Origin of the sequence: Methyloceanibacter marginalis (assembly GCF_001723295.1) — a bacterium.
GTDB lineage: Bacteria > Pseudomonadota > Alphaproteobacteria > Rhizobiales > Methyloligellaceae > Methyloceanibacter > Methyloceanibacter marginalis.
On sequence record NZ_LPWD01000427.1, the window covers coordinates 1 to 22,236 of the forward strand.

Consider the following 22,236-nt stretch of genomic DNA (forward strand, 5'->3'; position numbering starts at 1 on the left):
CGCCCCAGCCTTCTTCACCGATCAGCGGCACGAACGTGACAGCGCCGTGATCTTCTTCTTCGAACGAGTCTTGTCCGGTGCGCCGCACGCGCAGCAAGGTCTGATGCACGTCGCGGCCCACGGGGATCACGAGGCGTCCGCCGATCGTCAATTGCCGCTTCAGGGCCTCGGGCACTTTGGGCCCGCCGGCGGACACGATGATCGCATCGTAAGGAGCGCTTTCCGGCCAGCCTTTGGTGCCGTCGGCGCAAATGATCTCCACATTGTGGTAGCCGAGCCGGTCCTCGCGGGCGCGGGCTTGCGTGGCGAGCGCCTCGTGGCGCTCGATGGCGTAGACCTCGCCGGCGATGCGGCTGATCACGGCTGCCGCGTAGCCGGAGCCGGCGCCCACTTCGAGCACCTTGTCGCCGGGCTTGAGCTCGGCGAGCTCGATCATCCGCGCGACGATATAGGGCTGGGAGATGGTCTGCCCGGCTTCGATGGGAAGCGCGGAATCCTCATAGGCGAATTCGGTCAAGAACTCGCCCACGAAGGCCTCGCGGGGCACCTGACCCATGGCCTCTAGAACGCGAGGGTCGTGGATGCCGCGCGCTTCGAGATGGCGCGACACCATGATGGCGCGGTCGTGGGCGAGGGGATCCCCGCCCAACTCGGGATTGAGGGCGGTCATGAGAGGAAAACTACCGTGAACCGCGATCGTTCGGCCTTGATCTGGATCAGTCTGAGGGTTGGCTCCCAGCGCGTGAGCGCAATTCCCGGCCGCGTCAGCGCAGCTCCCATGTCACGCGGAGCCGCACCTGCACGGTCGTGGTCCCGGCCTCGATCGGCACGGCCTTGTCCATGGCCATGGGCGCCGCGGCTTCCGCATAGCGCGGGATAAAGCCGCCGTCTTCCTCGGTGATGGTCAGCACGGGCCCGAGCTCGACGCCGGCCGTCTCCGCATAAAGCTCCGCATCGGCGATGGCGTTGCGCATGGCCTGTTTGCGCGCCTCGTCCTTCAGCTCTTCGGGTTCCGACACCCCGAATTCGATCGAGCCGATCTGATTGGCTCCGAGCCGCACCACCGTGTCCAGAATCTCGCCGAGCTTCTCGGTGTCCCGCACGGTGATGTGGACTTGGTTTGTCACCCGGTAGCCCGTGATGAAGGCGGCCTGGCCTTGCTTTTTCTGCTCGTAGATCGGCGACACGGAGAAATTCGTGGTTTGGATGTCCTTGGGATCGATGCCCGCCTCTTTGAGCCCGGCCACGACCTTGCTCATCGCTTCGGTGTTCTTGTCGAGCGCGTCCCGCGCGGTCTGGCCTTCGGCGGTGACGCCGGTGGTGATGTCCACCTTGTCGGGCGTCGTCTTCACCGTGCCCGTGGCGGACAGCGAGAGGGTGCGCTTCTCGGGCGCATCGGCCAGCGCGGCCGGCGCTTCGAAGGCGAGGAAAGAGGCGAGCAGGGCGAGCGCCGGGAAGACGAGCTTCAAGGGAGAGGAAAGGGTCATTGTCTGGGAGATTTCCGCAATTGGTGGGATGGGTTCGGTGTTGGGCGTATCAGGAATCTGCTATGAGGCGGAATTGTGAGGCGCGAATAGCATGCCGAAACACAAGGGATTTTAACTATCCTCGCGTGGGGGCCCGTAGCTCAATTGGTTAGAGCCGGCGGCTCATAACCGTCTGGTTGGAGGTTCGAGCCCTCCCGGGCCCACCACCCTTCGCTCCCGCTTCCGCGGCTACAAGCAGGGCGACGCGCCCCAGCGCGTCCGCATCCCGGCAGGCGGATATCCTCGGCGGCCTTAACGGCGTCCGCCAAGTAGCCGAGGATCGCCTTCAGCTAGCGACCGAGCGCTTGCCGTTTGCGGTTCACTTCTGCCTGAGAGATTGCGCCAGCCTGGATCAGTCCTTTGACGCAACGTTTGCTCAAATAATTCCCGTGGGCGCGCATGCAATTCTGCAAACCCCTGGTCTCAAGGCCCCATTGGCCGCAGAACCGCCGGTAGTCTTCTGCGCATTTTCTCTTGCCGGCCTCGGCCGTGCTTACGGCACCAACGATCACGGCAAAGACAATGAGCAGAATTGCGCGATGGTACGTCATTGACTTCCTTCCCCTTTTGCTTTGGCTTAAAGCCTGTAGCTCATGCGTAACGACTAGGCTTGGCGGCTGAAGCCGACATTATCGCCGATGACCGTGGTGGGTCCGATAGGCAACGGTTCGGGGTTAGCGATATCAAGCTTGTGGAATTGGATTCCGCTGTCCCACACCTTGCGCAGAAAATCCTCGAACACTTGGATGGTGAGCTGCTCGCCGGGACACCGGCGATAGCCGAAACCGAAAGGCGCAAAGCCGCATAATCGCAGACCGGCAGCGGCTCGCCATCGACGATGCCGTAAACAGTGCCGAAGCCACTATTGCTGATGGCGGCCTTGCGGCCGTCAGCGACGTCGAAGGGCTCGCTCGAGAAGGGACATTTCGCGAAGCCGATCTGCTCGCAGGTCTCCTCGTTGATGTCGTGACTGGTCGGAGCAGTCTTGTAACGATCGGGATTGAACTCCTCCGGATCCTTCCAGTGAACCGGATCGAAACTGGTCGAGGTATGCGGGCTCACGACATAGCCATGACGCTGGTAAGGCGGTGTCCGCACCTCCTCCATTGCCGAGATGCTCCCGCCGTTTGGCGAGATCGTGCGGAACAGCTCCATGACGAAACGTTCCAGCGGCGTGAATGCCTCGCCGGCCGCGTCATCGGGGTTCCCTTCCATGGTCTTCTTGAACCAGGCACGCGCATCGGGATCGCCGGTGTCGATGGCGAGCTTGAGCATGATGTTGTAGAGCGTGTTGCCCCACTGGCTGAGCGCCACGAAATTGTGGAACACCTCGAACACGACATCCTTGTGTGCGAAATACTCTCCGTTCCCGGCGTTCTTGATCCAGTACCAAGCGAAGGTCTTCTCGGGGTTTGGGGTCTTGCCGTTCTCGATATCGGTGAGGCGGTCGTCGATCCACGTTTTGAGGAACGCAAGGTTGGCCCGAACCGTCATATAGTTCTCGTAGACGATCTTCTGGGTCACGTCGCGATAGGCCAAGACGGTGTTGAACGCCTGCCCGATGTCGTGCACCTGCTGCGGAATTGCGTCGCCTTTGACCCCGAGATGCAAATCCCAATAGAGATCGAAATAGCTTTCGAGATACGGCCGCATCAGCGGCTTGCCGGTGTTCGCGTCGTCCAGCAGCTTGTCGAAGAAGCCGACGACCTTGTCGCCGTACATTGGGCGATAAAGATCCGGCGTTAGCGCCGTCATGTAAATTCGTTTGCGGCGATTATGCGGTCCGCGCTTCTCCAGCCCTTGGAGGAAGACCGTAACGCCGTCCTCGGGAGCGGGCTTCCAGGTCTCGCTCAAGAGCCCCCAGAGGTCATAGGGGAGTGCATTCTCCTTGGTGAACTCGGTGTTGATCATGGGAAGCCACAACCGCTCCCCGTCATAGGTGCTCACCAGGAAATGAGGGACGATGACGTTCTCGACATAGGCGGGATCGAACTCGGCGAGAAATTGCTTTCTGAGCCGCGCGACGGTCGATTCGAGATCGCCCGGGGACAAGGGCTGCCTCGGCACCGGAGGCGATTGGGAGGCAGCGGGCTGTGAAACGACCCCGGCGGCTGTGGCGGCCGCCCCGCCAAGCAAGAATGTTCGACGCTCCATGAGTTCCTCCCATTGCTCGCATGCGGCGTATTTTTCGCAGCATCTTAGGCAATGCACGCACTGAGGGAGTCGAAATTATTGGCGCGCAGGAGGACAAATTCACTTGACTCGAGAAGCTTGGCGGCAACCCACGTGGCAAAATCTCGCTCACGTGTGAGGAAGTTTTGGCTCAGCCACACTTTGGGTCATGTTGGGGCAGGCTGCCTTTCTTCACGGCCGCCAGGAACTGGCTCGAGCGGAGGGACGTTTTTCGGCGCTGCATCATCGCAGGGGAAACCCGAACGGAGGTACGACCAATGAAGTATTTCGTCTCCATGCTCGCGATCACGTCCGCGCTTGCCCTCACGGGTCCTGCTTTCGCCCAAGAGGCTCCCGCCAACAAGGCAGACTGCCTGGCGGTCGGAGGCATTTGGGATGCCCAGAACAGCGCTTGCGTTGAGAAAGAGTAACATAGCGGCGCGGGCCACGGTTAGTCCCGGGCCCGCCGCTCCATTGTTTCCCTGCAGCGTCTGAGAAATGCGGGAAACCACGCCGGCCCTTTTGAGGCCGCTGCAGCATCCACAACCAACCTCGACAAACCTCGCCCGCCTTTAGGCTGTGGAGACCGCCATGCCGAAAGTGGAACGGCGGTGAGCCAACCATACTTTGGGTAATTCAAGGGCAAGCTGCCTTAGTTTGCATCAGCTGGGAACGCAGCCCGCCAGTGGCGGTTAGTGATGCGCCTTGCATCGTCGCAGGCGTCAAACAGAGGGTATGACCATGAAGTATTTCGTTTCCATGCTTGCCATCGCGTCCGCGCTTGCCGTCACCAGCCCCGCATTCGCCGGCGACACCCAGGCCGACTGCGAGGCGGCGGGCGGCACCTGGAATGTCGATACCGCGAACTGCGAGCAGTAAGCGGACTTTGGCGGCGGGCCTCTTGGGCCCGCCGCTTCCTACTCAAACGCATAGCCTAATAGCTTGATCTCCGGCGCATACCATTCCGCCACGCGATCTCGCAGATCCGGCGTGTAGTAGCTGCGATAGTCTCCGGACTCCGAGACGTTTGTCTTCGGCAGGGCGAGTTCCGTCTCGACGCCTACAGTCTGCATGACCGACGCAAGATCCTCACTCAGAGTTTCGAAGCGTCCGACGAAGTGACCGCAACCGTACCGTCGATCGCATAAAGCTCGTAATTCCGAACGAAGGCGGTGCGGCTGCGCATGAAGCGCTCGAAGCTCGGGCGCCGGCGCTTGCTCTTTGTCTTGTAATGATACCAGGAGACTTGGCGGTCCCACGGGTTACGATCGAAGGCGAATTTGTAGTAGCTGCGCCAAACGTCCTCGCCGACATACTTACGGATTTGCCCCGCGGGCATGTGCTCGTAGAAGCCGACGCTCGGATGCCAGTAGCGTTCCGGGCGCCCGAACAGCGTCCGCCACCAGGGGCGTTTGGGTTTCGCGGGATGCTCAATCCGATAGTTCTGAGGACCGCGGCCTGCGCGATAGGGTTCGTTATCGGCGCGGAAGGGCGTGATCACGGCTCGTCCGCCGCAAAGCGACGTCAGCGCCGCCTCGATGCTGGTGCCGGCCGTCTTGTTGGTCTTGATGAAGATGAAGCGATGTGAGTGCGAGATAATCATGCCGGATCAGAATTCGTAGCCGAGTAGCGCGATTTCAGGGCGATACCATTCGCCGATGAGGCGCTGCGTTTCCGGGGTGTAGTACTCCTGATAGCTCCGCTGCTCCTTTCTGATATCGCCTTTGGCGCGCGGGAGCGAGGGAGCGGCGGACAGGCCCACGTGAGAAAGTGCGTGTTTTAGATCGTCCTCGAGCGTCTCATAGCGTCCCACGAAGTCGACCGCGACATCGCCGCCGATCGAATAGATCTCGTAGTTGTTGAGGCGCGCCCGCCGGTCGGTCGCGATGAAGCGATCGAAGGACGGTCGCGCATCCGCGCCGCGATAGCAGTAGTGGTAGTAGGAGACCTCGCGGTCCCAAGGGTTCCGGTCGAAGGCGAACTTGAAATAACTGTGCCACAATTGGTCGTCATTGATGAGGGCCTTCGCCGCCCCAGCCGTCATGTGGTTGTAGAAGCCATGATCCTGGGGCGCGGCCCTTAATATACGGCGCTTCCAAATGGGACGCGGACTCTGCCACCAGCCATGCTGCCGCCAATTCTGCGGGCCGCGTATGCCGGCGCGAAGGCGCTCGTCGGTCTCGACCAGAGGTGTGAGCACATCCTCATCGCCGCAAAGCGACGACAGGGCCACCTCGATGCTCGTGCCCGCTGTCTTCTTCGTCTTGAGAAAGATGAACTTATGCTTATGCGAGATGATCATAGGCCCTGGTCGCGCTTCGGCTCGACTGATTGCGGCCAGAAACTAAGCGTTTGGCCCTGGTTCCGGCAAGCTTCCGCGAGTCAGCTTCTCTGCTCCTAGGGGCTAGCAAAGGCGACCCCGCGGAAGGCATAGCGACATTTTGGGTAGTATCGAGGCAGGCCGACCTCTTTTCATAGTAGCTAGGAACGAACGCGAACGAAGGGATGTTCTTCCGCGCCTGCACCTGCCCGCGCTGGCCGGGCAAGGCTGGCGCGGGAGCAGATAAAAATGGCCGGGAACAGCAAGCTTATCGAGGCGTACGCGCAGATCCATGCGACTGGGACCTATGGCAACACGTCGCTCAAGAGCCTGCGCCTGCTGCGCCCGGAGATCCAGCTCCTCAAGCCTCGATCCGTGATCGATTATGGCTGCGGGCAGAGCGTTCTGGTCGACCGGCTCGACCTCGGCTATCCGCTCGATCTCTACCGCTACGACCCGGCGATCCCCGCCTTCGCCGAGAAGCCGAAGGTGAAGGCCGATCTCCTCATCAATATCGACGTGCTCGAGCATATCGAGGAGCACGACCTCGACGACGTGCTCGCCGACATGCGCTCTATGTGCCGCGACGCGTTGATCGTCGTGGATACCGCGCCGGCGAAGCGCTTGCTGCCCGACGGGCGGAACCTGCACGTCACGCTGAAGCCGCACGATTGGTGGCAGGCGCGCATCGGCAAGCATTTCGGCGCGCTGCACCCCGTACGCACGTTGCGCACGGCACGCGCCGGCTTCAAGACCTGGCAGCGTAGTCCGGCCGACACCCTCCGCTATCACATGATGCGGGCGCGCGAGGATGTGCGCTATTACGCCAAGCGGATGCGGGGAAAAGTGTATTAGGGCAAGCTGGCCTAGAACTCGTAGCCGAATGCCTCGATCTCGGGCGCGTACCAGTCCTCGACGAGCTTGCGCGTCTGTCGGTATAGAGCTTCCGGTAATCGCCGCCGCTGCCAAAGACATTGAGCTCGGGCAGGGGCGCCGCATTCTCGATGCCGATCTCCTTCAGCGCATGGGCGAGGTCGTCGCCGAGCGTCTCGTAGCGGCCGAGAAAGTCCACGGCGATCTCGCCGTCGGTGGTGTAGAGCGAGTAGTTCTCCACGCACGCCTTCTCCTTGTCGGCCATGAAGCTCTCGAAGGATGGGCGCTGTGCCTTGCTCTTGGTCTTGTAGAAATACCAGGAGATCTGCTTGTCCCAGGGGTTCCGCTCGAAGGTGAACTTGTAATAGCTGTTCCAGATCTCCTCGCCCACATAGGCCTTGATGCGCCACGCGGGGATGTGCTCGTAAAAGCCGATCGTCGGGTGATAGACGCGCTCCGGTCGCAGCAGAAACCGGCGCAGCAGCGAGCGTTTCGGTACGAGCGGGTGGTCGAGCCGGAAGTTTTGCGGCGGCATGCGCTCGCCCGTCATCAGCCGGTCGGTGGTCGGCGTGATCACGTCCTCGGGCCCGCAGATCCGCGACAACATCGCCTCGATGCTCGACGAGGCCGTCTTGCGCGTCTTGATGTAGATGAATTTATGTTTGTGCGAGAGGATCATCGGCCTTGAGGCGCGCGCGGGCGGGGGACTGGAATAGCGGGCAGAAACTAGTCGGTCCCGGCGGGCTTCGGCAAGGTGGCCCTTAGCTTTTCTGCCTGGCGAGCCAGATCGCCAAGTCCTCCAAGATCGCGCCGAAATGGATTTCCGGGATCTTCAGGGCGTGGGACAGGTCCTGAAGCTTCTTGCGCTCTTCGCCCGCGATTCTGTCGTCGGCGAGCAGCACCAGATAGGCCGAGCGGATCATCTCTTCCTTGGTGTTCTGGTCGAGCGTCTCCGCGGCCGCGGCGAACTTGGCGAGCATGTCGCCGCCGGCGTTGTCGCCGGCGCGCGGGCGATCTCATCGGCCGTCAGCGTCCGGCCCGACTGGTCCTTGTAGACCTGCTGGATGAGGCCGACCTCGCGGGAATCGAGCCGCCCGTCCGAGGCCGCCACCGCCACCATCGCCTTGAGAATCCATTCGGCATGAGGGTCTTTTGCGGTCACGTGATGCTCCTTCTCTTTCTTCACCTGCCGTCAATACTGCTGAGGCGCAAGCCCTTTGCCAACCCGCGCCGCGGCGCTTCGCAGAAAACGAAGCTTGGAGCCAGCGCCAAGGTTGGGCTATGACGCTGGCAGCCATCCCAGCCAAGATCCAAGCCAAGATCTAAAGCCGAGGCCCAAGCCAGCGTTGACCCCGCTTAGAATCATCTTCCTCGCCGACACCAGGCCCGGGCACTACCACATCGCTCAGGGCGTGATTACGGCACTGTCGCGCCTCCGTCCCGTCGAGGTGACGCGCATCGAGGTGCAGCGCAAATGGATCGTGCCGACGCGCTGGCTGCGGGCGCGCATCAACGCGAAGTCATTCTATCCGCCGCGCATGCTGCGGATGGCCTACCGCATCGATGCCGAAGCGCTGCCCGAGGCCGATCTCGTGGTCTCCGCCGGCGGCGAGACCCAGATGCCCAATATCTGCGTCACCCGCCTGCTCGGCGTCCCCAATATTTTCTGCGGCTCGCTGCTGCGCGGGCTGGAGCCGGAGAATTTCAGCCTGATCATCTCCTCGTATGATCGCGACGCCACGAGCGAGAGGCACCTCGTCGTGCTCAAGCCATCCTCCCTCGATCCCGAGGAGCTTGGGCGGCCTGAGGTGGTGCCGCGCTTCGGACCGGACCGGCGCCCTGAGATCGCCGGGCTTCTGGTCGGGGGCCGCGCCGGACGCTTCCACTACACGAGGCGCGAATGGGAGAAGCTCTTGGGCTTCGCCGCGGAGGTCTCGAAGGCCTGGGGCACGCGCTGGCTGATCTCCACCTCGCGCCGCACCCCCGACAACGTGGCCGACCGCATCGCCGAGCTCGCGCACGACGAGAGCGTCGTTGCCAAGTTCATCGATTTCCGCACCGCCGGCCCCGGCACGCTGCCGGAGATTTTCGCCCAAGCCGACGCCATCGTCTGTACCGAGGATTCAAGCTCCATGATCTCGGAGGCCGTCTCGGCACGGCTGCCCGTGGTTGGCGTGGCGCCAAAGCGCCACCGCTTCAACGAGGACGAGAAGGCCTATCGCGACTTCCTCATGAAAAACGGCTGGTCCCGCGTATTGCAAATCGCCCAACTGTCGCCGGAGAGTTTTGCGCAGGCCCTCTCGGAAATCGAGCCGATCCAGGAGAACCCCCTCGATGCGCTCGCCGGGAAGCTGAAAGCGCGCCTGCCCCAGCTGTTCTAAGCGCCGTCTTTGCGCTCTTGCCGTCTACTTCCTACATTGAGTTACCGCGCGTGATTAGCTAAAAGCGCGAGCGAAATTTCCTTAGAACCCGAACAGCTCGAACGGACGCCCATGGCCACCCCGCAATACGTCTACGTCATGAACAAGCTCAACAAGACCTATCCCGGCGGGAAGCAGGTCTTGAAGGACGTGACGCTCGCCTTCCTTCCCGGCGCCAAGATCGGCGTTGTCGGTCTCAACGGCGCGGGCAAGTCGACCCTGCTGCGCATCATGGCGGGCGACGAGAAGGAGTTCGTGGGCGAGGCCTGGGCGGCGGACGGGGTCGCCGTCGGCTATCTGCCCCAGGAGCCCCAGCTCGACGAGAGCAAAGATGTCATGGGCAATGTCATGGAGGGCGTGGCGGCGAAGAAGGCGAAGCTCGACCGCTATAACGAGCTTGCCGTGAACTATTCGGACGAGACCGCCGATGAGATGGCGCAGCTTCAGGACGAGATCGACGCCGCCGATTTGTGGGACCTCGACACCCAGGTGGAGCAGGCCATGGAGGCGCTGCGCTGTCCGCCGGGCGACGCGGAGGTGGCGAAGCTTTCGGGCGGTGAGCGGCGGCGCGTGGCACTGTGCCGCCTCCTACTCGCCAAGCCCGACATTCTTCTGCTCGACGAGCCGACCAACCACCTCGACGCGGAAAGCGTCGCCTGGCTCGAGCACCATTTGCGCGATTATCCCGGCACCATCGTCATGGTGACCCACGACCGCTACTTCCTCGACAACATCACCGAGTGGACGCTCGAGCTCGATCGCGGGGCGGGGGTTCCCTACAAGGGCAATTACTCGTCCTGGCTCGAGCAGAAGCAGAAGCGTCTTGAAGTCGAAGGCCGGCAGGAAGAGGCCAAGCAGCGCACGCTCGCCCGCGAGCTCGATTGGATCCGCGCAAGTCCAAAAGCCCGCCAGGCCAAGTCCAAGGCACGTATCCGCGCCTATGACGAGCTTCTGGCCGAGGCCGGCAAGGACAAGTCCGCGAAAACGCAGATCACCATCCCACCGGGCCCGCGTCTCGGCGAGGTGGTCATCGAGGCGGAGGGGCTTGAGAAGGCCTTCGGCGAGCGCCTCCTGATCGACGATCTGTCCTTCAAGCTGCCGCCGGGCGGCATTGTCGGCGTCATCGGTCCGAACGGCGCGGGCAAGACCACGCTGTTCCGCATGATCGTCGGCCAGGAGACGCCGGACGACGGCGATATCCGGGTGGGCGACACGGTGAAGCTCGGCTATGTGGACCAGTCGCGCGACGCTCTCGACGAGAAGAAGTCGGTCTACGAGGAGATCTCCGAAGGCGCGAGGTGGTGACGCTCGGCAAACGCGAGGTGCCCGCGCGCGCTTACGTTGGCTGGTTCAACTTCAAAGGCGGCGACCAGCAGAAGAAGGTCAGCCAGCTTTCGGGCGGTGAGCGCAACCGAGTCCATCTCGCCAAGATGCTGAAATCAGGCGCGAATCTGATCTTGCTCGACGAGCCCACCAACGATCTCGACGTGGAGACACTGTCGTCGCTGGAAGCGGCGCTGGAAGATTTCGCGGGCTGCGCCGTCATCATCAGCCATGATCGCTTCTTCCTCGACCGTATCGCCACCCACATCCTGGCGTTCGAAGGCGACAGCCATGTGGAGTGGTTCGAGGGCAATTTCGAGGACTACGAGGAGGACAAGAAGCGCCGCCTCGGCGAGGACTCGATCGTCCCGAAGCGCATCAAATACAAAAAGTTCGCCCGCGCCTGAGCATGGTGGCCGATGACCGTCATCATAACCGCCTTTGAACGGTCGCCCGATGGCGGCAGGGGACTGGCGCGCGATACGCGCGTGCGCTGGGCGCTTGAAGAAGTCGGCCAGCCCTACGAAGTTCGCCTTGTTTCGTTTCGTGCGATGAAGCAACCCGCGCATCTGGCGCTTCATCCTTTCGGCCAGATCCCGACCTATGAGGAAGGCGATCTCGCCCTCTTCGAGACCGGGGCGATCGTCCTCCATATCGCTGAGCGCCATGCGGGCTTGCTGCCGGACGATGCCGATGCGCGGGCGCGCGCGATCACATGGATGTTCGCTGCGCTCAACACGGTAGAGCCGCCGATCCTTGAACTTGCAACCGCCACGCTTCTCGAGAGCGATAAACCCTGGAGCAAGGAGCGCCTGCCTCTGGTTGAGGATCGCGTCCGCGACCGGTTGAAGCAACTTTCCGCGCGCCTCGGCAACGCCGACTGGCTCGATGGCGGGTTCAGCGTCGGCGACCTGATGATGGTGTCGGTGCTGCTCCGGCTGAGATCATCGGGCATTCTGGACGAATATCCGAACTTGGCCGCACTTGTCGCCCGCGGCGAAGCGCGTCCCGCCTACAAACGGGCCTTCGCCGCACAATTGGCGGTTTACACCGCAAGCGAGCGGCAGGCCGATTGAGGTCCGTCCTTGCTCGAAGCCGCTGACCCCTAGCTCGCCGGCTTCACGAATTTCAGGGTCATGCGGTCGCTCTCGCCGATCGCCACGTACTTGTCGCGATCCTCGTCGCCGAGGCGAAGCGAGGGGGGCAGCGTCCACACGCCCTTCGCATAGTCCTTCGTGTCTTTCGGATTGGCGTTGATCTCGGATTTTTCCGCGAGCTCGAAGCCAGCCTTCTTGGCCAACGCGATCACATAGTCCTCATTCACGTAGCCTGAGCCCCCTTTGGGATCCTGCTCCACCTTGGGGTCGCCGCGATGCTGCACGACGCCGAGCACGCCGCCCGGCTTCAGCGCCTTGAACATCGTGGCAAAGGCCTCGTTCTCGGTGCCCGATCCCATGAAGCTGTGCAAATTGCGGAAGGTGACGACGAGGTCGGCCGAGCCTGCCGGTGCGATGTCACCGTCCTTGGTCAGCGTCGTCCGTTTCACTTCGCCGTAAAGCTCGGGCGCGTCCTTCACTTTCTGATTGAAGGCTTCGAGCGATCTCTGACCCGGCGCGTAGGACGGATCGCTCGGGCGCTGAGCGGCGTAGAACGTGCCGCTACTTTTGAGATAGGGCGCGAGAATTTCAGAGTACCAGCCCCGGCCCGGATAGATCTCGACCACCGTCATGTCGGGCCTGATGCCGAAGAAGGTGAGCGTCTCGTACGGGTGGCGATATATGTCGCGCGCTCTGTTTTCCTCCGATCGGTGGTCGCCGGCGATGGCCTCCTTGAGGCGATCGTCTTGCGCCGGCGCTTCCTCCGCGCGGGTGGCGAGAGAACCGAGCGCCAAAAATCCGAGTAACAAAATCAGGCGAGTGGGGCTGGTGCGTATTGCTGTCATGGTTCCTCTTGGCTGGTGGGACGGTCGATTGCAGGGAGCCTAGCAGCTAAGGACCGCATGCGAATGCCTGAGCCTGTTCAAGATTGCTTGAAATCGGCAGGTTTTTGCGCCCTCGGACGGCCCTTGCACCGTCTTGCGAGAAGATATAAACATATCTTTATGTCAGGTGACGATCAGAGCCGCGCGGCCGTACCAGGTCTTTCCGCCGATCAAGCACTTGCCGCGCTGCGGGGCGCGGGCGAGGCCACGCGCCTGCGCATCCTGGCCTTGCTCGCGGGCGCCGAACTGAACGTCAAGGATCTGACCCAGATTTTGGCTCAGAGCCAGCCGCGCATCAGCCGCCACCTGAAACTCATGGCCGAAGCCGGCCTCATCACCCGGTTCCGCGAAGGCTCCTGGGTGTTCTTTCGCGCCGCCGACAGCGGCCCGGAAGGGACTCTCGCCCGCGCCATCGTCGCGGCCTCGACCCGGGCGGATTTGACGCTCGCCCGCGATCGGGCCCGCGCCGAAGCCGTGCAGAAGGCGCGCGCGGAAGCGGCGCAGAGCTACTTCAAGGCGCATGCCGCGGAGTGGGATTCCATTCGCACGCTTCATGTGGCCGAGAGCCAGGTCGAAGCCGCCATGGACGAGGCCTTGGGCGAGGGGCCTTTCGAGCGCCTGGTCGATCTCGGCACGGGCACGGGCCGCATCCTCGAATTGTTCGGCCCGCGCGCCAAGAAGGTGCTCGGCTTCGATCTCAATCACGACATGCTGGCCTATGCCCGCATGAAGCTGGAACGCGCCGGGCTTTCCCAGGCGCAAGTCCGCCACGGCGATCTCTATAACGTGCCGCTGCCGGACGAGGCGGCCGACGCGGTGGTGCTGCACCAGGTGCTGCACTTCCTCGACGACCCCGCGTCCGCCGTGGCCGAAGCGGCCCGCGTGCTGGCGCCCGGCGGCAAGCTGCTGGTCGTGGATTTCGCGCCGCATGAGCTCGAATTCCTGCGCGAGCAGTCGGCGCATCGGCGTCTCGGCTTCGGCCGCGATCAGCTTGGGCGCATGCTCGAAGGCGCGGGCCTCAAGCTCGAGCGCTTCCGCGAGCTGAGCCCGGGCCCTGCGGAAGGCAAGCTGATCGTTTCGCTGTGGCTCGGCCAGAAGCCCGTCACCCGCCGGCAGGAAAAGAAAACTGAGTCCCAAGGTGGAGGTCGCCGCTTAGATGCTCGCATCCCAAGACCAACATAACCAAGAGCCGCACAACCAGGAGCCGCCCAAGCGCCGCTTCCTCGGCCGCGGCGACATCGACGTGTCGTTCGAGTTCTTCCCGCCGAAGACCGATGCGATGGAGGACACCCTGTGGCGCTCGATCCGCAGGCTCGAACCGTTGCGCCCAAAATATGTCTCGGTGACCTACGGCGCCGGTGGCTCGACGCGCGAGCGCACCCACGCCACCGTGGGCCGCATGCTGCGCGAGACCACCCTGAAGCCCGCCGCGCATCTCACCTGCGTCTCCGCCACGAAGGAGGAGATCGACGAGGTCATTCGCGATTATTGGGATCTCGGCGTGCGCCAGATCGTGGCGCTACGCGGCGATCCGCCCGGCGGTGTAGGCGCATGCTACGAGCGACGTCCGGGGGGCTATGCGAACGCCGCCGATCTCACCGCGGGCATCAAGAAGATCGCGCCCTTCGAGATCTCCGTCGGCTGCTACCCGGAGAAGCATCCGGAATCGAAGTCCGTCGAGGCCGACATCGATATGCTCAAGGCCAAGATCGACGCGGGCGCCACCGGGGCCATCACGCAGTTCTTCTTCGATAACGAGGTCTATTTCCGCTATCTCGATCGCGTGCGCGCGGCCGGTATCGATATCCCCATCGTGCCTGGGCTGATTCCTATTCATAACTTCAAGCAGGTCTCGAGCTTCGCCGAGCGCTCCGGCGCAAGCGTGCCGGACTGGATCGGTCACCGCTTCGAAGGTCTGGATGAAGATCAGGAGACGCGCCATCTGGTCGCGGCGGCCGTGGCGGCGGAACAGGTTCTCGGCCTCGTGGACCAGGGCATCACCGAGTTCCACTTCTACACCCTGAATCGTGCCGACCTCGTCTACGCCATCTGCTACCTGCTGGGCCTGCGCCCGGCCAAGGCCTTCACCGAAGCCAAAGTGGAAACCGCGACATGACCCGTGAAGAGCGTATCGAAGCGCTGAAGCGCGCCGCCAAGGAGCGCATCCTCATCCTGGATGGCGCCATGGGCACGGCCATCCAAGGCTACAAGCTGGACGAGGCCGCCTATCGCGGCGAGCGCTTCAAGGACCATCCCCGCGATCTGAAGGGCAACAACGACCTGCTCGTGCTGAGCCAGCCCGACATCATTCGCGAGATTCACAGCAAGTACCTGGAGGCCGGCGCCGATATCCTGGAGACCAACACCTTCAACGCCCAAGCCATCAGCCAGGCCGATTACGGGCTGGAGGAGATCTCCCACGAAATGAACGTGGCCGCGGCCAAGCTCGCTCGCGAGGCCGCCGATGAGTGGACGGCGAAGACGCCGGACAGGCCCCGCTTCGTGGCGGGCGCGGTCGGCCCCACCAACCGCACCGCCTCCATCTCGCCTGACGTCAACAATCCCGGCTTCCGCAATGTCGGCTTCGACGAGCTGGTCGAGGCCTATGCGACGCAAGTCCGCGGGCTCATCGAGGGCGGCGCCGATACCATCCTGATCGAGACCGTGTTCGACACGCTGAACGCCAAGGCCGCGGGTTTCGCCGTGGAGCAAGTCTTCGACGAGATGGGCGTCGAGCTGCCCATCATGATCTCGGGCACCATCACCGACCTCTCGGGCCGCAACCTGTCAGGCCAGACGCCGGAGGCCTCTTGGTATTCCATGAAACACCTCAAGCCCTTCTCCATTGGGCTCAACTGCTCCTTCGGCGCCGAGCAGCTTCGCCCTTCCGTCGATGAGATGGCCCACGTCGCCGACACCTATGTCAGCGTCTATCCCAATGCCGGGCTCCCCAACGAGATGGGCGAGTACGACGAGAGCCCTGAGCAGATGGCCGTGCTGCTGGAGGATTGGGCCAAGAACGGGCTCATCAACATTGTCGGCGGCTGCTGCGGCACCACGCCCGAGCATATCGGCGCCATCGCCGCCGCCGTTGCCGACTACAAGCCACGCAAAGTGCCCGAGGTAGAGCATGCGCTTCGTCTCTCCGGCCTCGAGCCCTTCGTGCATGGGTGACGGAATGACGGCGATGAAGTTTGAGGATCAGGATCTTCCCGATCTCGATGGCGACTATGTCCGGCTCGCCGAACAATTCATTCCGGGCCGTCTGGCGATCTTCGCCATTGTCGAGGCGTCGCTTCTCGAGCTGCTTCCGATGGGCCCGGCCAGGATCCTCGTGGTCGCGCCGGCGGAGGCGAGGAGATCCTGCGTCTCGGTTCGGAGAATCCCGGCTGGTCGTTCGTCGGCGTGGACACCTACGAACCGATGGTCGAATTGGCCCGCCGGCGTCTGGCCGCCACACCGGTCGGGGCCCGAAGCCAGGTGCAGGCATCGACGGTGGAGGACCTCGCCGAGCAGGATTTCGATGCCGCGACCTGCATCCTCACCGCGCATTTCGTTCCTGACGATGGGGCGAAGCTCGCCTTCTTCGAGGCCATCCGCGCACGCTTGAAGCCGGGGCGCGCCTCTCGCCATCGTCGACGGCGTTGGCGTTGCAGGCGAACCAGAAACGGAGCTTCTGCGGCGGATCTGGAAGCGGCATGCCGTCAAGAATGGCGTTGAGGAAGACCTCGCCGAGAAGAACGCTGCGAATTTCGAGAAGGTCGCGGTGGTGTCGGTCGAGCGCCAAGAGGAATTGCTGATGAGCGCCGGCTTTGAACGCCTGACGCCGATTTTCCGCGGCCTTGCCATCAAGGGCTGGCTTGCCTTCGCCGCGCGCGAGGCCGCCCGTCCGTCTCCCGCTGAATCAAAAATGGAATCCCACTGAATGACATCCAATGCTGCCCAGAATTTCGTCATGGTGGGCGAGCGGACCAACGTCACTGGTTCCGCGCGCTTCCGCAAGCTCATCGAGGCCAACGACTACGCCACGGCGCTCGAGGTCGCGCGCCAGCAGGTGGAGAGCGGCGCCAACATGCTCGACGTCAACATGGACGAGGGCATGCTCGATTCCGAGAAGGCCATGGAGACCTTTTTGAATCTCATCGCCGCCGAGCCGGATATCTCGCGCGTGCCGATCATGATCGATAGCTCCAAATGGACGGTCATCGAGACAGGACTGAAATGCGTGCAAGGCAAATCGGTGGTGAACTCCATCAGCCTGAAGGAAGGCGAGGAGCCTTTCCTCGATCACGCGCGCAAGGTGCTGCGCTATGGCGCGGCCGTCGTGGTCATGGCCTTCGACGAGAAGGGACAGGCGGAAACAGCCGACCAGAAGTTCGCGATCTGCAAGCGCGCCTACGAGCTTCTGACCGAAAAGGTTGGCTTCCCCCCCGAGGACATCATTTTCGATCCGAACATCTTCGCGGTGGCCACCGGCATCGAGGAGCACAACAATTACGGGCGCGCGTTCATTGACGCCACGCGCCGCATTAAGGAAGAGCTGCCTTACGTTCATATCTCTGGCGGCGTGTCGAACCTGTCCTTTGCTTTTCGCGGCAACGAGCAGGTGCGCGAGGCCATGCATTCGGTGTTCCTCTATCACGCCATTCAGGCGGGCATGGACATGGGCATCGTCAATGCCGGTCAGCTTGCGCTCTATGACGACATCGAGCCGGAGTTGCGCGAGCTCGTCGAGGACGTGATCCTCAACCGCCGCGACGACGCCACCGACCGCCTCTTGGAGGCCGCCGAGCGCTACAAAGCCGGCGCGTCCCAGAGGAAGGAAGCCGATCTCTCCTGGCGCGAGAAGCCGGTGCAGGAGCGGCTCACCTATTCGCTGGTCCACGGCATCGCCAACTACATCGAAGAGGACACGGAGGAAGCGCGCCAGCAGGCCGAGCGTCCGCTCCACGTCATCGAAGGGCCCTTGATGGACGGCATGGGCGTGGTCGGCGACCTGTTCGGCGCCGGCAAGATGTTCCTGCCCCAAGTGGTGAAGTCCGCCCGCGTGATGAAGCAGGCGGTCGCCTATCTCATGCCCTTCATGGAGAAGGAAAAAGAGGAGATGGGGCTGGCGCAGGGTGAGCCTGCCGGCAGGGTCCTGCTCGCCACCGTGAAAGGCGACGTCCACGACATTGGCAAGAACATCGTCGGCGTGGTGCTTCAGTGCAACAACTACGAGGTCATCGATCTCGGCGTCATGGTGCCGTCCCAGAAGATTCTCGATACGGCGCGCGAACGGAAGGTCGACATCATCGGCCTGTCCGGTCTCATCACCCCCTCGCTCGACGAGATGTGCCACGTGGCGGCCGAGATGGAGCGCGAAGGCTTCGACCTGCCGCTGCTGATCGGCGGCGCCACCACGAGCCGCGTGCATACCGCCGTCAAGATCAGCCCGAACTACCGGCGCAGCCAGGCGATCTACGTAACCGATGCCAGCCGCGCCGTGGGCGTGGTCTCCGGCCTGATCTCGAAAGAGGAGCGCGAGAAGCGGATTGCCAAGGTGCGCGAGGAATACGCGCAGATGGCGGCGTCCTACGCGCGCGGTCAGGAGGAGAAGACGAGGGCGCCGCTGGCCCAGGCCCGCGGCAATGCCCTCAAGCTCGACTGGGCAGGCTACACGCCGCCTAAGCCGAGCTTCCTCGGTACGCGCACGCTCGAGGCCTACGACCTCGCCGAGCTTGCCCGCTATATCGACTGGACGCCGTTCTTCCAGGCCTGGGAGCTGAAGGGTCAGTATCCCCGCATCCTGAACGACGACAAATATGGCGAGGCGGCCCGTCCTCTGTTCGAGGACGCCCAGGCCATGCTGAAGCAGATCATCGAGGAGAAGTGGTTGACGGCGAATGCGGTGGTCGGCTTCTGGCCGGCGAACAGTATGGGCGACGACATCGAGCTCTACGCCGACGAGAGCCGGAAGAAGCCCTTCGCCACGTTGCACACGCTCCGTCAGCAGATGGCGCGCGGCGCCGGCCGCGCGAATATCGCTCTTGCCGACTTCATCGCGCCCAAGGACTCAGGCGTTGCCGACTATATCGGCGGCTTCGCCGTGACCGCCGGCATTGGAGAGGAGGACGTTGCCCGCCGCTTCGAGCGCGCCAATGACGACTACTCGAAGATCTTGTCTCAGGCGCTGGCCGACCGCCTCGCCGAGGCCTTCGCCGAGGCGCTGCACGAAAAGGTGCGCCGTGAGCTGTGGGGCTACGCCCCCGACGAGGCGCTCTCCAACGACGCGCTCATCGCAGAAGACTATGCCGGCATCCGCCGGGCGCCGGGCTATCCGGCCCAGCCGGACCACACCGAGAAGCGCACGCTGTTCAGCGTTCTCGACGCGGAGAAGGAGATCGGCGTGAAGCTGACCGAGAGCTACGCCATGTGGCCGGCCGCCGCCGTCTCGGGGCTCTACTTCTCGCACCCCGAGGCCCGCTATTTCGGCGTGGGCAAGATCGGTCGCGATCAGATCGAAGATTATGCCGCCCGCAGGTGGTCGGTCGAGGAAGCGGAGCGCTGGCTCGCACCCATCCTCAACTACGATCCCAAGCGGGTCACCGACGCCGCTGCCTGAACCGCCGTCCCGGCGGGGAGGTCGCCCCGGGCGGTTGGATCCGCCGGTGGCGCCTCATGGACTGCTGAAATGTGGGTTGGGCCTAAGCTTAAGAGGCCGAAAACCTCGCCCTAGATCATCCCAAGGATGACGGCGGCGAGGAAGCTGAACGATACGATGGCCGTGACCATCGTTAATTTGGCTGTGAGTTCCATCGGAAGCTCTCCTTTCCGATTGGAGGGGTGCCCGTTCCGCAACCGGGTGACTCTATCGGCTCCCCTCGGCCAGTGCCAAGCCGTTTTCTTGTTGCGCCGCACAATGAATTTTACCCCGACGCTGAGGCCAACAACGCCGTTAGGGGCTTTTGGTTTCATCGCGGGCCGATTTTTTTTCGGAAGCGTGGCCCCAAGGAATCCCCCGAAAACTGGGAATCTGCCGGTGCGACCGGGAGCGTGGGCCCTGGATAAGCTGTGTATAATTCGAGCGCCGGCCATGGCGCCCAAAGAACGGTTTCAGCGGTTGCGCGTTCTCTTCCTGGACACCGGCCGGTCGATGTCCTTCTCGAGGAGGAAAAGATGATCAAGACACTGTTGTTTGCCGGCTTCGCGTCGGCACTGGCGATGGGCGCTGCTTCTGCGGCCGATCTTTGCAACGATGATCACATGAAGCAGATGGACCAGATGATCGCCGACATGACGGACGAGGCGAAGCAGAAGGAGGCCATGGCGGCACTGGATCAGTCCAAGGCGGCCATGAAGGACGGCGACACCGACGAATGCATGAAATACATGGGCGAAGCCCATGCGGCCATGGGCCTCTGAGACGAGCCCGGGCTGTCCAATCAGCGGACGAGGGGAGCGAGCGGCGCCTGGGAAACCATGGGACAGTCGAGCGTCTTCTCGAGAGCCTCGACCAGTTCACTCTCGTCGTTGGCTTTGATGTACATGCCGTTGTTCTGATCGGCGATGCACATCAGGTCCATGATGCTGTTCTGCCCGGTCCATGAGAAGCCGCTATAGCGGAAGCCGATCACGTGGATGGTGAGCTGCGCCGCGTTGTCATGGAGCATCTTGGCGACATCGCACGGCGAGCGCCCGCAAGTCTCCTCGCCGTCGGTCACCACCACGATCACGCCGGGCTTGTTGCGGTAGTCGAGCGCCTCGGCCGCTTGCTCGAAGCCAGACGTTAGCGGCGTCTTGCCCGCCGGCACGAGTCGGCTGACCGCCCGCATGATCGGCTTGGCGGCGTTCGCCGTGGGCTTGAGGTCGAGGCTGACATTGCACTGGTTGTAGGGGCCCGGACCGTAGGACACGAGGCCGACGCGGCGGAACTTGGTGGCGCTCGGCAGCACTTGCGCCAGCGCCGCACGCACTTCGTCGATGCGCGGGCGCGAGTTGGGGATGCCGACGTCTGATTTCCCGACATGGACCCTGACGCATCGAACACGATCATGGCGTCGTCGGTACAGGGCCCCGGCTTGACGTCCTCGGCAGCGGCTGCCCAAACATGCCCGGCAAGAGCGACCGCGGCGACGCCGGCGATCAGCCGAGAAGGCAGACGGTCGGCAAAGGCGATGCCACGATGCTGCATTTCTTTGACACTCCCTAGGCAAATTTTGCCCGGAGTGTAGCGAAGATCGTGGTCACAAGGGAATAGCAGGAAAACCGGGAAAGTCGCTGTTAGCCTTACTTTTCAGGGCGCACTTTAAGGGCTGAAGAGCAGCGCCACGTAGACGAAGAACAGGAGAAGGTGCACCGCGCCCTGGAGCACGTTGGTGCGTCCGCCGGCAAAGGTCAGGCCGCTCACGAACAGCGTCAACACCAGGAGCACGGTCTCGACGTCCGTGAGCCCGAGATGGACATGGATGTTGGCCGCGAACCCGATGATCAACACGGCCGGAATGGTCAGCCCAATGGTCGAAAGGGCCGAGCCCAGGCAGACATTCACGGCGCGTTGGAGATGATTGGCCAGCGCTGCGTGAAAAGCGGTGAGCCCTTCGGGGGCGAGGACGAGGACAGCGATCAGCAGGCCGCCCAACGGCTCCGGAAGGCCAATATCCTCGATACCGAAATCGACGATCACCGCCAGGTACTCCGACAGAGCTACCACGGGGACCAACGTCAACACGAGCATCACCACGTGGTACGCGAGTGACCGGGTCGGTTTGCGCGATTGATGGGAGGAGTTCTTCTCGGACCTCGTTTCCGGGTCGGCAAAGAACGCGCCGTGCCGCATCGTCTGGATAAAAATGAAGACGGCGTAGAACAAGACGGTGATGGCGATGAACAAGATAGCCTTGCCGGGGGCCTCGACGGGGCTGGGCGCCGTCTCGGTGAATTTGGGCAGAACGAGCGCGACGATCGACAGGGCCGACATGACCACGAGAAAGGAACGTGCGCCGGTCAGGTTGCACTCCTGTTCCCAGTAGCGCAGCGCCCCGATAAGGAGCGCCGTTCCCACCATGCCGTTGAGCACGATCATTAATGTGGCGAACATCACGTCGCGCGCGAGCGTCGGGTTGTTCTGCCCGTGCAGCATGATCGCCGCGAGCAGTGCAACCTCGATGACGATCACCGAGAACGTCAGCACGAGCGTGCCATAGGGCTCGCCGAGTTTCTCGGCCACGGCGTCGGCGTGGCGCACCACGCCGAACGCGCCCCACATCATCACCGCGAACAGCCACACGAACATCGCGATGGTGAGGAAATGGTTCTCGAGGTCGGAAAGGAGCGCGTCCCCGAACCCAATGAAGACGAGGGTCGTGAGGATGCCGGCTACCGCCGGCGTCTCGGTGGCGAGAAGCGACCTTACGTCAAGCTCTGTCTCGGCTGCTGTCATGCTGTTCGTTTGCCTCGGACAGGCGGATGACGATCCCCTGAATATCCTGGGCTGATTCTGTTTTGAACATAACGGTCGCTGGCGACAACCAACGTGTTCATGTAAAAGCCTTTTACATGAATCACTCCGGCCGCGGCTGGCGGCGCCCAAGCTCTTATCATCACGGCAACCTCAAAGAGGTGCTGCTGGAGGCCGCGCGC

At 62.9% G+C, this 22,236-nt stretch carries 25 protein-coding genes, 1 tRNA gene and 1 pseudogene; 14 read left to right on the forward strand and 13 right to left on the reverse strand.

Translation table 11 applies throughout. The annotated features are described in order from the left end of the window. Both AUC71_RS14800 and AUC71_RS14805 read right to left on the reverse strand, forming a co-directional pair. A partial coding sequence (locus tag AUC71_RS14800; RefSeq protein WP_069624858.1) for a protein-L-isoaspartate(D-aspartate) O-methyltransferase occupies positions 1-670 on the reverse strand: 670 nt, incomplete at its 3' end. Between the two features lie 94 nt (positions 671-764). After that, entirely contained in the window at positions 765-1,487 is a 723-nt protein-coding gene (locus AUC71_RS14805; protein ID WP_069624859.1) for an SIMPL domain-containing protein, read from the reverse strand. A gap of 129 nt (positions 1,488-1,616) precedes the next feature. On the opposite strand from AUC71_RS14805, the gene AUC71_RS14810 reads away from it, so the two are divergent. Continuing rightward, positions 1,617-1,693 (forward strand) — tRNA-Ile (locus AUC71_RS14810). A 424-nt stretch (positions 1,694-2,117) separates the two neighbouring features. Here the strand turns inward: AUC71_RS14810 and AUC71_RS14820 are convergent. Then, positions 2,118-3,578 carry a cytochrome P450 family protein gene (locus tag AUC71_RS14820; protein ID WP_204376749.1) on the reverse strand — a complete coding sequence of 487 codons (1,461 nt, stop codon included), beginning with the start codon at positions 3,576-3,578 and terminating at the stop codon, positions 2,118-2,120. Positions 3,579-3,976: 398 nt separating this feature from the next. Between AUC71_RS14820 and AUC71_RS19790 the strand changes: the two genes are divergently transcribed. Next, on the forward strand, positions 3,977-4,129 hold the full coding sequence (locus AUC71_RS19790) for a hypothetical protein (protein WP_158007884.1): 153 nt from the start codon (positions 3,977-3,979) through the stop codon (positions 4,127-4,129). Positions 4,130-4,439: 310 nt separating this feature from the next. After that, complete coding sequence (locus AUC71_RS19795; protein ID WP_158007885.1) at positions 4,440-4,577, forward strand: hypothetical protein; 138 nt, start codon at positions 4,440-4,442, stop codon at positions 4,575-4,577. 38 nt (positions 4,578-4,615) lie between these two features. Here AUC71_RS19795 and AUC71_RS19800 read toward each other — a convergent pair whose 3' ends face one another. Genes AUC71_RS19800 through AUC71_RS14830 form a run of 3 tightly spaced genes read right to left on the reverse strand, consistent with a single transcriptional unit; the run spans position 4,616 to position 6,000 of the window. After that, on the reverse strand, positions 4,616-4,771 hold the full coding sequence (locus tag AUC71_RS19800; protein ID WP_158007886.1) for a hypothetical protein: 156 nt from the start codon (positions 4,769-4,771) through the stop codon (positions 4,616-4,618). A gap of 20 nt (positions 4,772-4,791) precedes the next feature. Further along, positions 4,792-5,301, reverse strand: coding sequence for a sulfotransferase family 2 domain-containing protein (locus AUC71_RS14825; protein ID WP_069624861.1), 510 nt, complete (start codon positions 5,299-5,301; stop codon positions 4,792-4,794). 6 nt (positions 5,302-5,307) lie between these two features. Then, entirely contained in the window at positions 5,308-6,000 is a 693-nt protein-coding gene (locus tag AUC71_RS14830) for a sulfotransferase family 2 domain-containing protein (RefSeq protein ID WP_069624862.1), read from the reverse strand. Positions 6,001-6,267: 267 nt separating this feature from the next. Here AUC71_RS14830 and AUC71_RS14835 point away from each other — a divergent pair, with 267 nt between their 5' ends. Next, a complete protein-coding gene (locus tag AUC71_RS14835) occupies positions 6,268-6,873 on the forward strand; it encodes a methyltransferase domain-containing protein (RefSeq protein ID WP_069624863.1) in 606 nt (201 codons plus the stop codon). Here the strand turns inward: AUC71_RS14835 and AUC71_RS14840 are convergent. The 3 genes from AUC71_RS14840 to AUC71_RS18945 form a co-directional block, all read right to left on the reverse strand. Beyond that, the gene (locus AUC71_RS14840) at positions 6,767-7,570 is read right to left on the reverse strand and encodes a sulfotransferase family 2 domain-containing protein (protein ID WP_069624864.1); all 804 of its coding nucleotides are present in this window, start codon (positions 7,568-7,570) and stop codon (positions 6,767-6,769) included. The genes AUC71_RS14835 and AUC71_RS14840 overlap by 107 nt on opposite strands. A gap of 82 nt (positions 7,571-7,652) precedes the next feature. After that, positions 7,653-7,814 (reverse strand): hypothetical protein, encoded by a 162-nt coding sequence (locus AUC71_RS14845; protein ID WP_158007887.1) that lies wholly within the window; start codon positions 7,812-7,814, stop codon positions 7,653-7,655. Next, positions 7,811-8,053 carry a tellurite resistance TerB family protein gene (locus AUC71_RS18945; RefSeq protein ID WP_141701745.1) on the reverse strand — a complete coding sequence of 81 codons (243 nt, stop codon included), beginning with the start codon at positions 8,051-8,053 and terminating at the stop codon, positions 7,811-7,813. The genes AUC71_RS14845 and AUC71_RS18945 overlap by 4 nt, the downstream gene beginning before the upstream one ends. Positions 8,054-8,237: 184 nt before the next feature. Here AUC71_RS18945 and AUC71_RS14850 point away from each other — a divergent pair, with 184 nt between their 5' ends. From AUC71_RS14850 to AUC71_RS14860, 3 genes and pseudogenes are all read left to right on the forward strand, one after another. Beyond that, a complete protein-coding gene (locus AUC71_RS14850; protein ID WP_069624866.1) occupies positions 8,238-9,272 on the forward strand; it encodes an ELM1/GtrOC1 family putative glycosyltransferase in 1,035 nt (344 codons plus the stop codon). 111 nt (positions 9,273-9,383) lie between these two features. Beyond that, positions 9,384-11,041 (forward strand): annotated as a pseudogene (ettA, locus tag AUC71_RS14855) (energy-dependent translational throttle protein EttA). A gap of 12 nt (positions 11,042-11,053) precedes the next feature. Further along, the gene (locus AUC71_RS14860) at positions 11,054-11,710 is read left to right on the forward strand and encodes a glutathione S-transferase family protein (protein ID WP_069624867.1); all 657 of its coding nucleotides are present in this window, start codon (positions 11,054-11,056) and stop codon (positions 11,708-11,710) included. Between the two features lie 29 nt (positions 11,711-11,739). Here the strand turns inward: AUC71_RS14860 and AUC71_RS14865 are convergent, their stop codons facing one another. Further along, on the reverse strand, positions 11,740-12,576 hold the full coding sequence (locus tag AUC71_RS14865) for a class I SAM-dependent methyltransferase (protein ID WP_069624868.1): 837 nt from the start codon (positions 12,574-12,576) through the stop codon (positions 11,740-11,742). 159 nt (positions 12,577-12,735) lie between these two features. Here AUC71_RS14865 and AUC71_RS14870 point away from each other — a divergent pair, with 159 nt between their 5' ends. The 7 genes from AUC71_RS14870 (at position 12,736) to AUC71_RS14900 (ending at position 20,019) form a co-directional block, all read left to right on the forward strand. Then, positions 12,736-13,797, forward strand: coding sequence for an ArsR/SmtB family transcription factor (locus AUC71_RS14870; protein WP_069624869.1), 1,062 nt, complete (start codon positions 12,736-12,738; stop codon positions 13,795-13,797). Further along, a complete protein-coding gene (gene metF / locus AUC71_RS14875; protein WP_083238447.1) occupies positions 13,772-14,731 on the forward strand; it encodes a methylenetetrahydrofolate reductase [NAD(P)H] in 960 nt (319 codons plus the stop codon). Before AUC71_RS14870 ends, metF begins: the two co-directional genes overlap by 26 nt. Next, positions 14,728-15,789, forward strand: a complete 1,062-nt coding sequence (locus AUC71_RS14880; protein ID WP_069624870.1) for a homocysteine S-methyltransferase family protein — start codon at positions 14,728-14,730, stop codon at positions 15,787-15,789. The genes metF and AUC71_RS14880 overlap by 4 nt, the downstream gene beginning before the upstream one ends. Before the next feature lie 75 nt (positions 15,790-15,864). Beyond that, a complete protein-coding gene (locus tag AUC71_RS14885) occupies positions 15,865-16,335 on the forward strand; it encodes a class I SAM-dependent methyltransferase (RefSeq protein WP_083238449.1) in 471 nt (156 codons plus the stop codon). Between the two features lie 46 nt (positions 16,336-16,381). Next, on the forward strand, positions 16,382-16,540 hold the full coding sequence (locus tag AUC71_RS19805; protein WP_158007888.1) for a hypothetical protein: 159 nt from the start codon (positions 16,382-16,384) through the stop codon (positions 16,538-16,540). Next, positions 16,541-19,219, forward strand: coding sequence for a methionine synthase (metH, locus tag AUC71_RS14890; RefSeq protein WP_083238450.1), 2,679 nt, complete (start codon positions 16,541-16,543; stop codon positions 19,217-19,219). A 554-nt stretch (positions 19,220-19,773) separates the two neighbouring features. Further along, positions 19,774-20,019, forward strand: coding sequence for a hypothetical protein (locus AUC71_RS14900; RefSeq protein WP_141701746.1), 246 nt, complete (start codon positions 19,774-19,776; stop codon positions 20,017-20,019). Between the two features lie 20 nt (positions 20,020-20,039). Here AUC71_RS14900 and AUC71_RS14905 read toward each other — a convergent pair whose 3' ends face one another. From AUC71_RS14905 to AUC71_RS20440, 3 genes are all read right to left on the reverse strand, one after another. Then, complete coding sequence (locus AUC71_RS14905) at positions 20,040-20,810, reverse strand: VWA domain-containing protein (RefSeq protein ID WP_083238452.1); 771 nt, start codon at positions 20,808-20,810, stop codon at positions 20,040-20,042. A gap of 92 nt (positions 20,811-20,902) precedes the next feature. After that, positions 20,903-22,036, reverse strand: coding sequence for a calcium:cation antiporter (locus AUC71_RS14910; RefSeq protein WP_069624875.1), 1,134 nt, complete (start codon positions 22,034-22,036; stop codon positions 20,903-20,905). After that, on the reverse strand, positions 22,033-22,236 hold a 204-nt coding region (locus tag AUC71_RS20440), incomplete at its 5' end, for a hypothetical protein (RefSeq protein WP_204376750.1). The genes AUC71_RS20440 and AUC71_RS14910, both read right to left, overlap by 4 nt.

Bases quoted from the DNA above. Each gene is read 5' to 3' on its own strand.
- AUC71_RS14805 (WP_069624859.1), bottom strand. From the start codon at position 1,487: ATGACCCTTTCCTCTCCCTTGAAGCTCGTCTTCCCGGCGCTCGCCCTG.
- AUC71_RS19790 (WP_158007884.1), top strand. From the start codon at position 3,977: ATGAAGTATTTCGTCTCCATGCTCGCGATCACGTCCGCGCTTGCCCTC.
- AUC71_RS19795 (WP_158007885.1), top strand. From the start codon at position 4,440: ATGAAGTATTTCGTTTCCATGCTTGCCATCGCGTCCGCGCTTGCCGTC.
- AUC71_RS19800 (WP_158007886.1), bottom strand. From the start codon at position 4,771: ATGCAGACTGTAGGCGTCGAGACGGAACTCGCCCTGCCGAAGACAAAC.
- AUC71_RS14825 (WP_069624861.1), bottom strand. From the start codon at position 5,301: ATGATTATCTCGCACTCACATCGCTTCATCTTCATCAAGACCAACAAG.
- AUC71_RS14830 (WP_069624862.1), bottom strand. From the start codon at position 6,000: ATGATCATCTCGCATAAGCATAAGTTCATCTTTCTCAAGACGAAGAAG.
- AUC71_RS14835 (WP_069624863.1), top strand. From the start codon at position 6,268: ATGGCCGGGAACAGCAAGCTTATCGAGGCGTACGCGCAGATCCATGCG.
- AUC71_RS14840 (WP_069624864.1), bottom strand. From the start codon at position 7,570: ATGATCCTCTCGCACAAACATAAATTCATCTACATCAAGACGCGCAAG.
- AUC71_RS14845 (WP_158007887.1), bottom strand. From the start codon at position 7,814: ATGATCCGCTCGGCCTATCTGGTGCTGCTCGCCGACGACAGAATCGCG.
- AUC71_RS14860 (WP_069624867.1), top strand. From the start codon at position 11,054: ATGACCGTCATCATAACCGCCTTTGAACGGTCGCCCGATGGCGGCAGG.
- AUC71_RS14865 (WP_069624868.1), bottom strand. From the start codon at position 12,576: ATGACAGCAATACGCACCAGCCCCACTCGCCTGATTTTGTTACTCGGA.
- AUC71_RS14870 (WP_069624869.1), top strand. From the start codon at position 12,736: ATGTCAGGTGACGATCAGAGCCGCGCGGCCGTACCAGGTCTTTCCGCC.
- metF (WP_083238447.1), top strand. From the start codon at position 13,772: ATGCTCGCATCCCAAGACCAACATAACCAAGAGCCGCACAACCAGGAG.
- AUC71_RS14880 (WP_069624870.1), top strand. From the start codon at position 14,728: ATGACCCGTGAAGAGCGTATCGAAGCGCTGAAGCGCGCCGCCAAGGAG.
- metH (WP_083238450.1), top strand. From the start codon at position 16,541: ATGACATCCAATGCTGCCCAGAATTTCGTCATGGTGGGCGAGCGGACC.
- AUC71_RS14900 (WP_141701746.1), top strand. From the start codon at position 19,774: ATGATCAAGACACTGTTGTTTGCCGGCTTCGCGTCGGCACTGGCGATG.
- AUC71_RS14910 (WP_069624875.1), bottom strand. From the start codon at position 22,036: ATGACAGCAGCCGAGACAGAGCTTGACGTAAGGTCGCTTCTCGCCACC.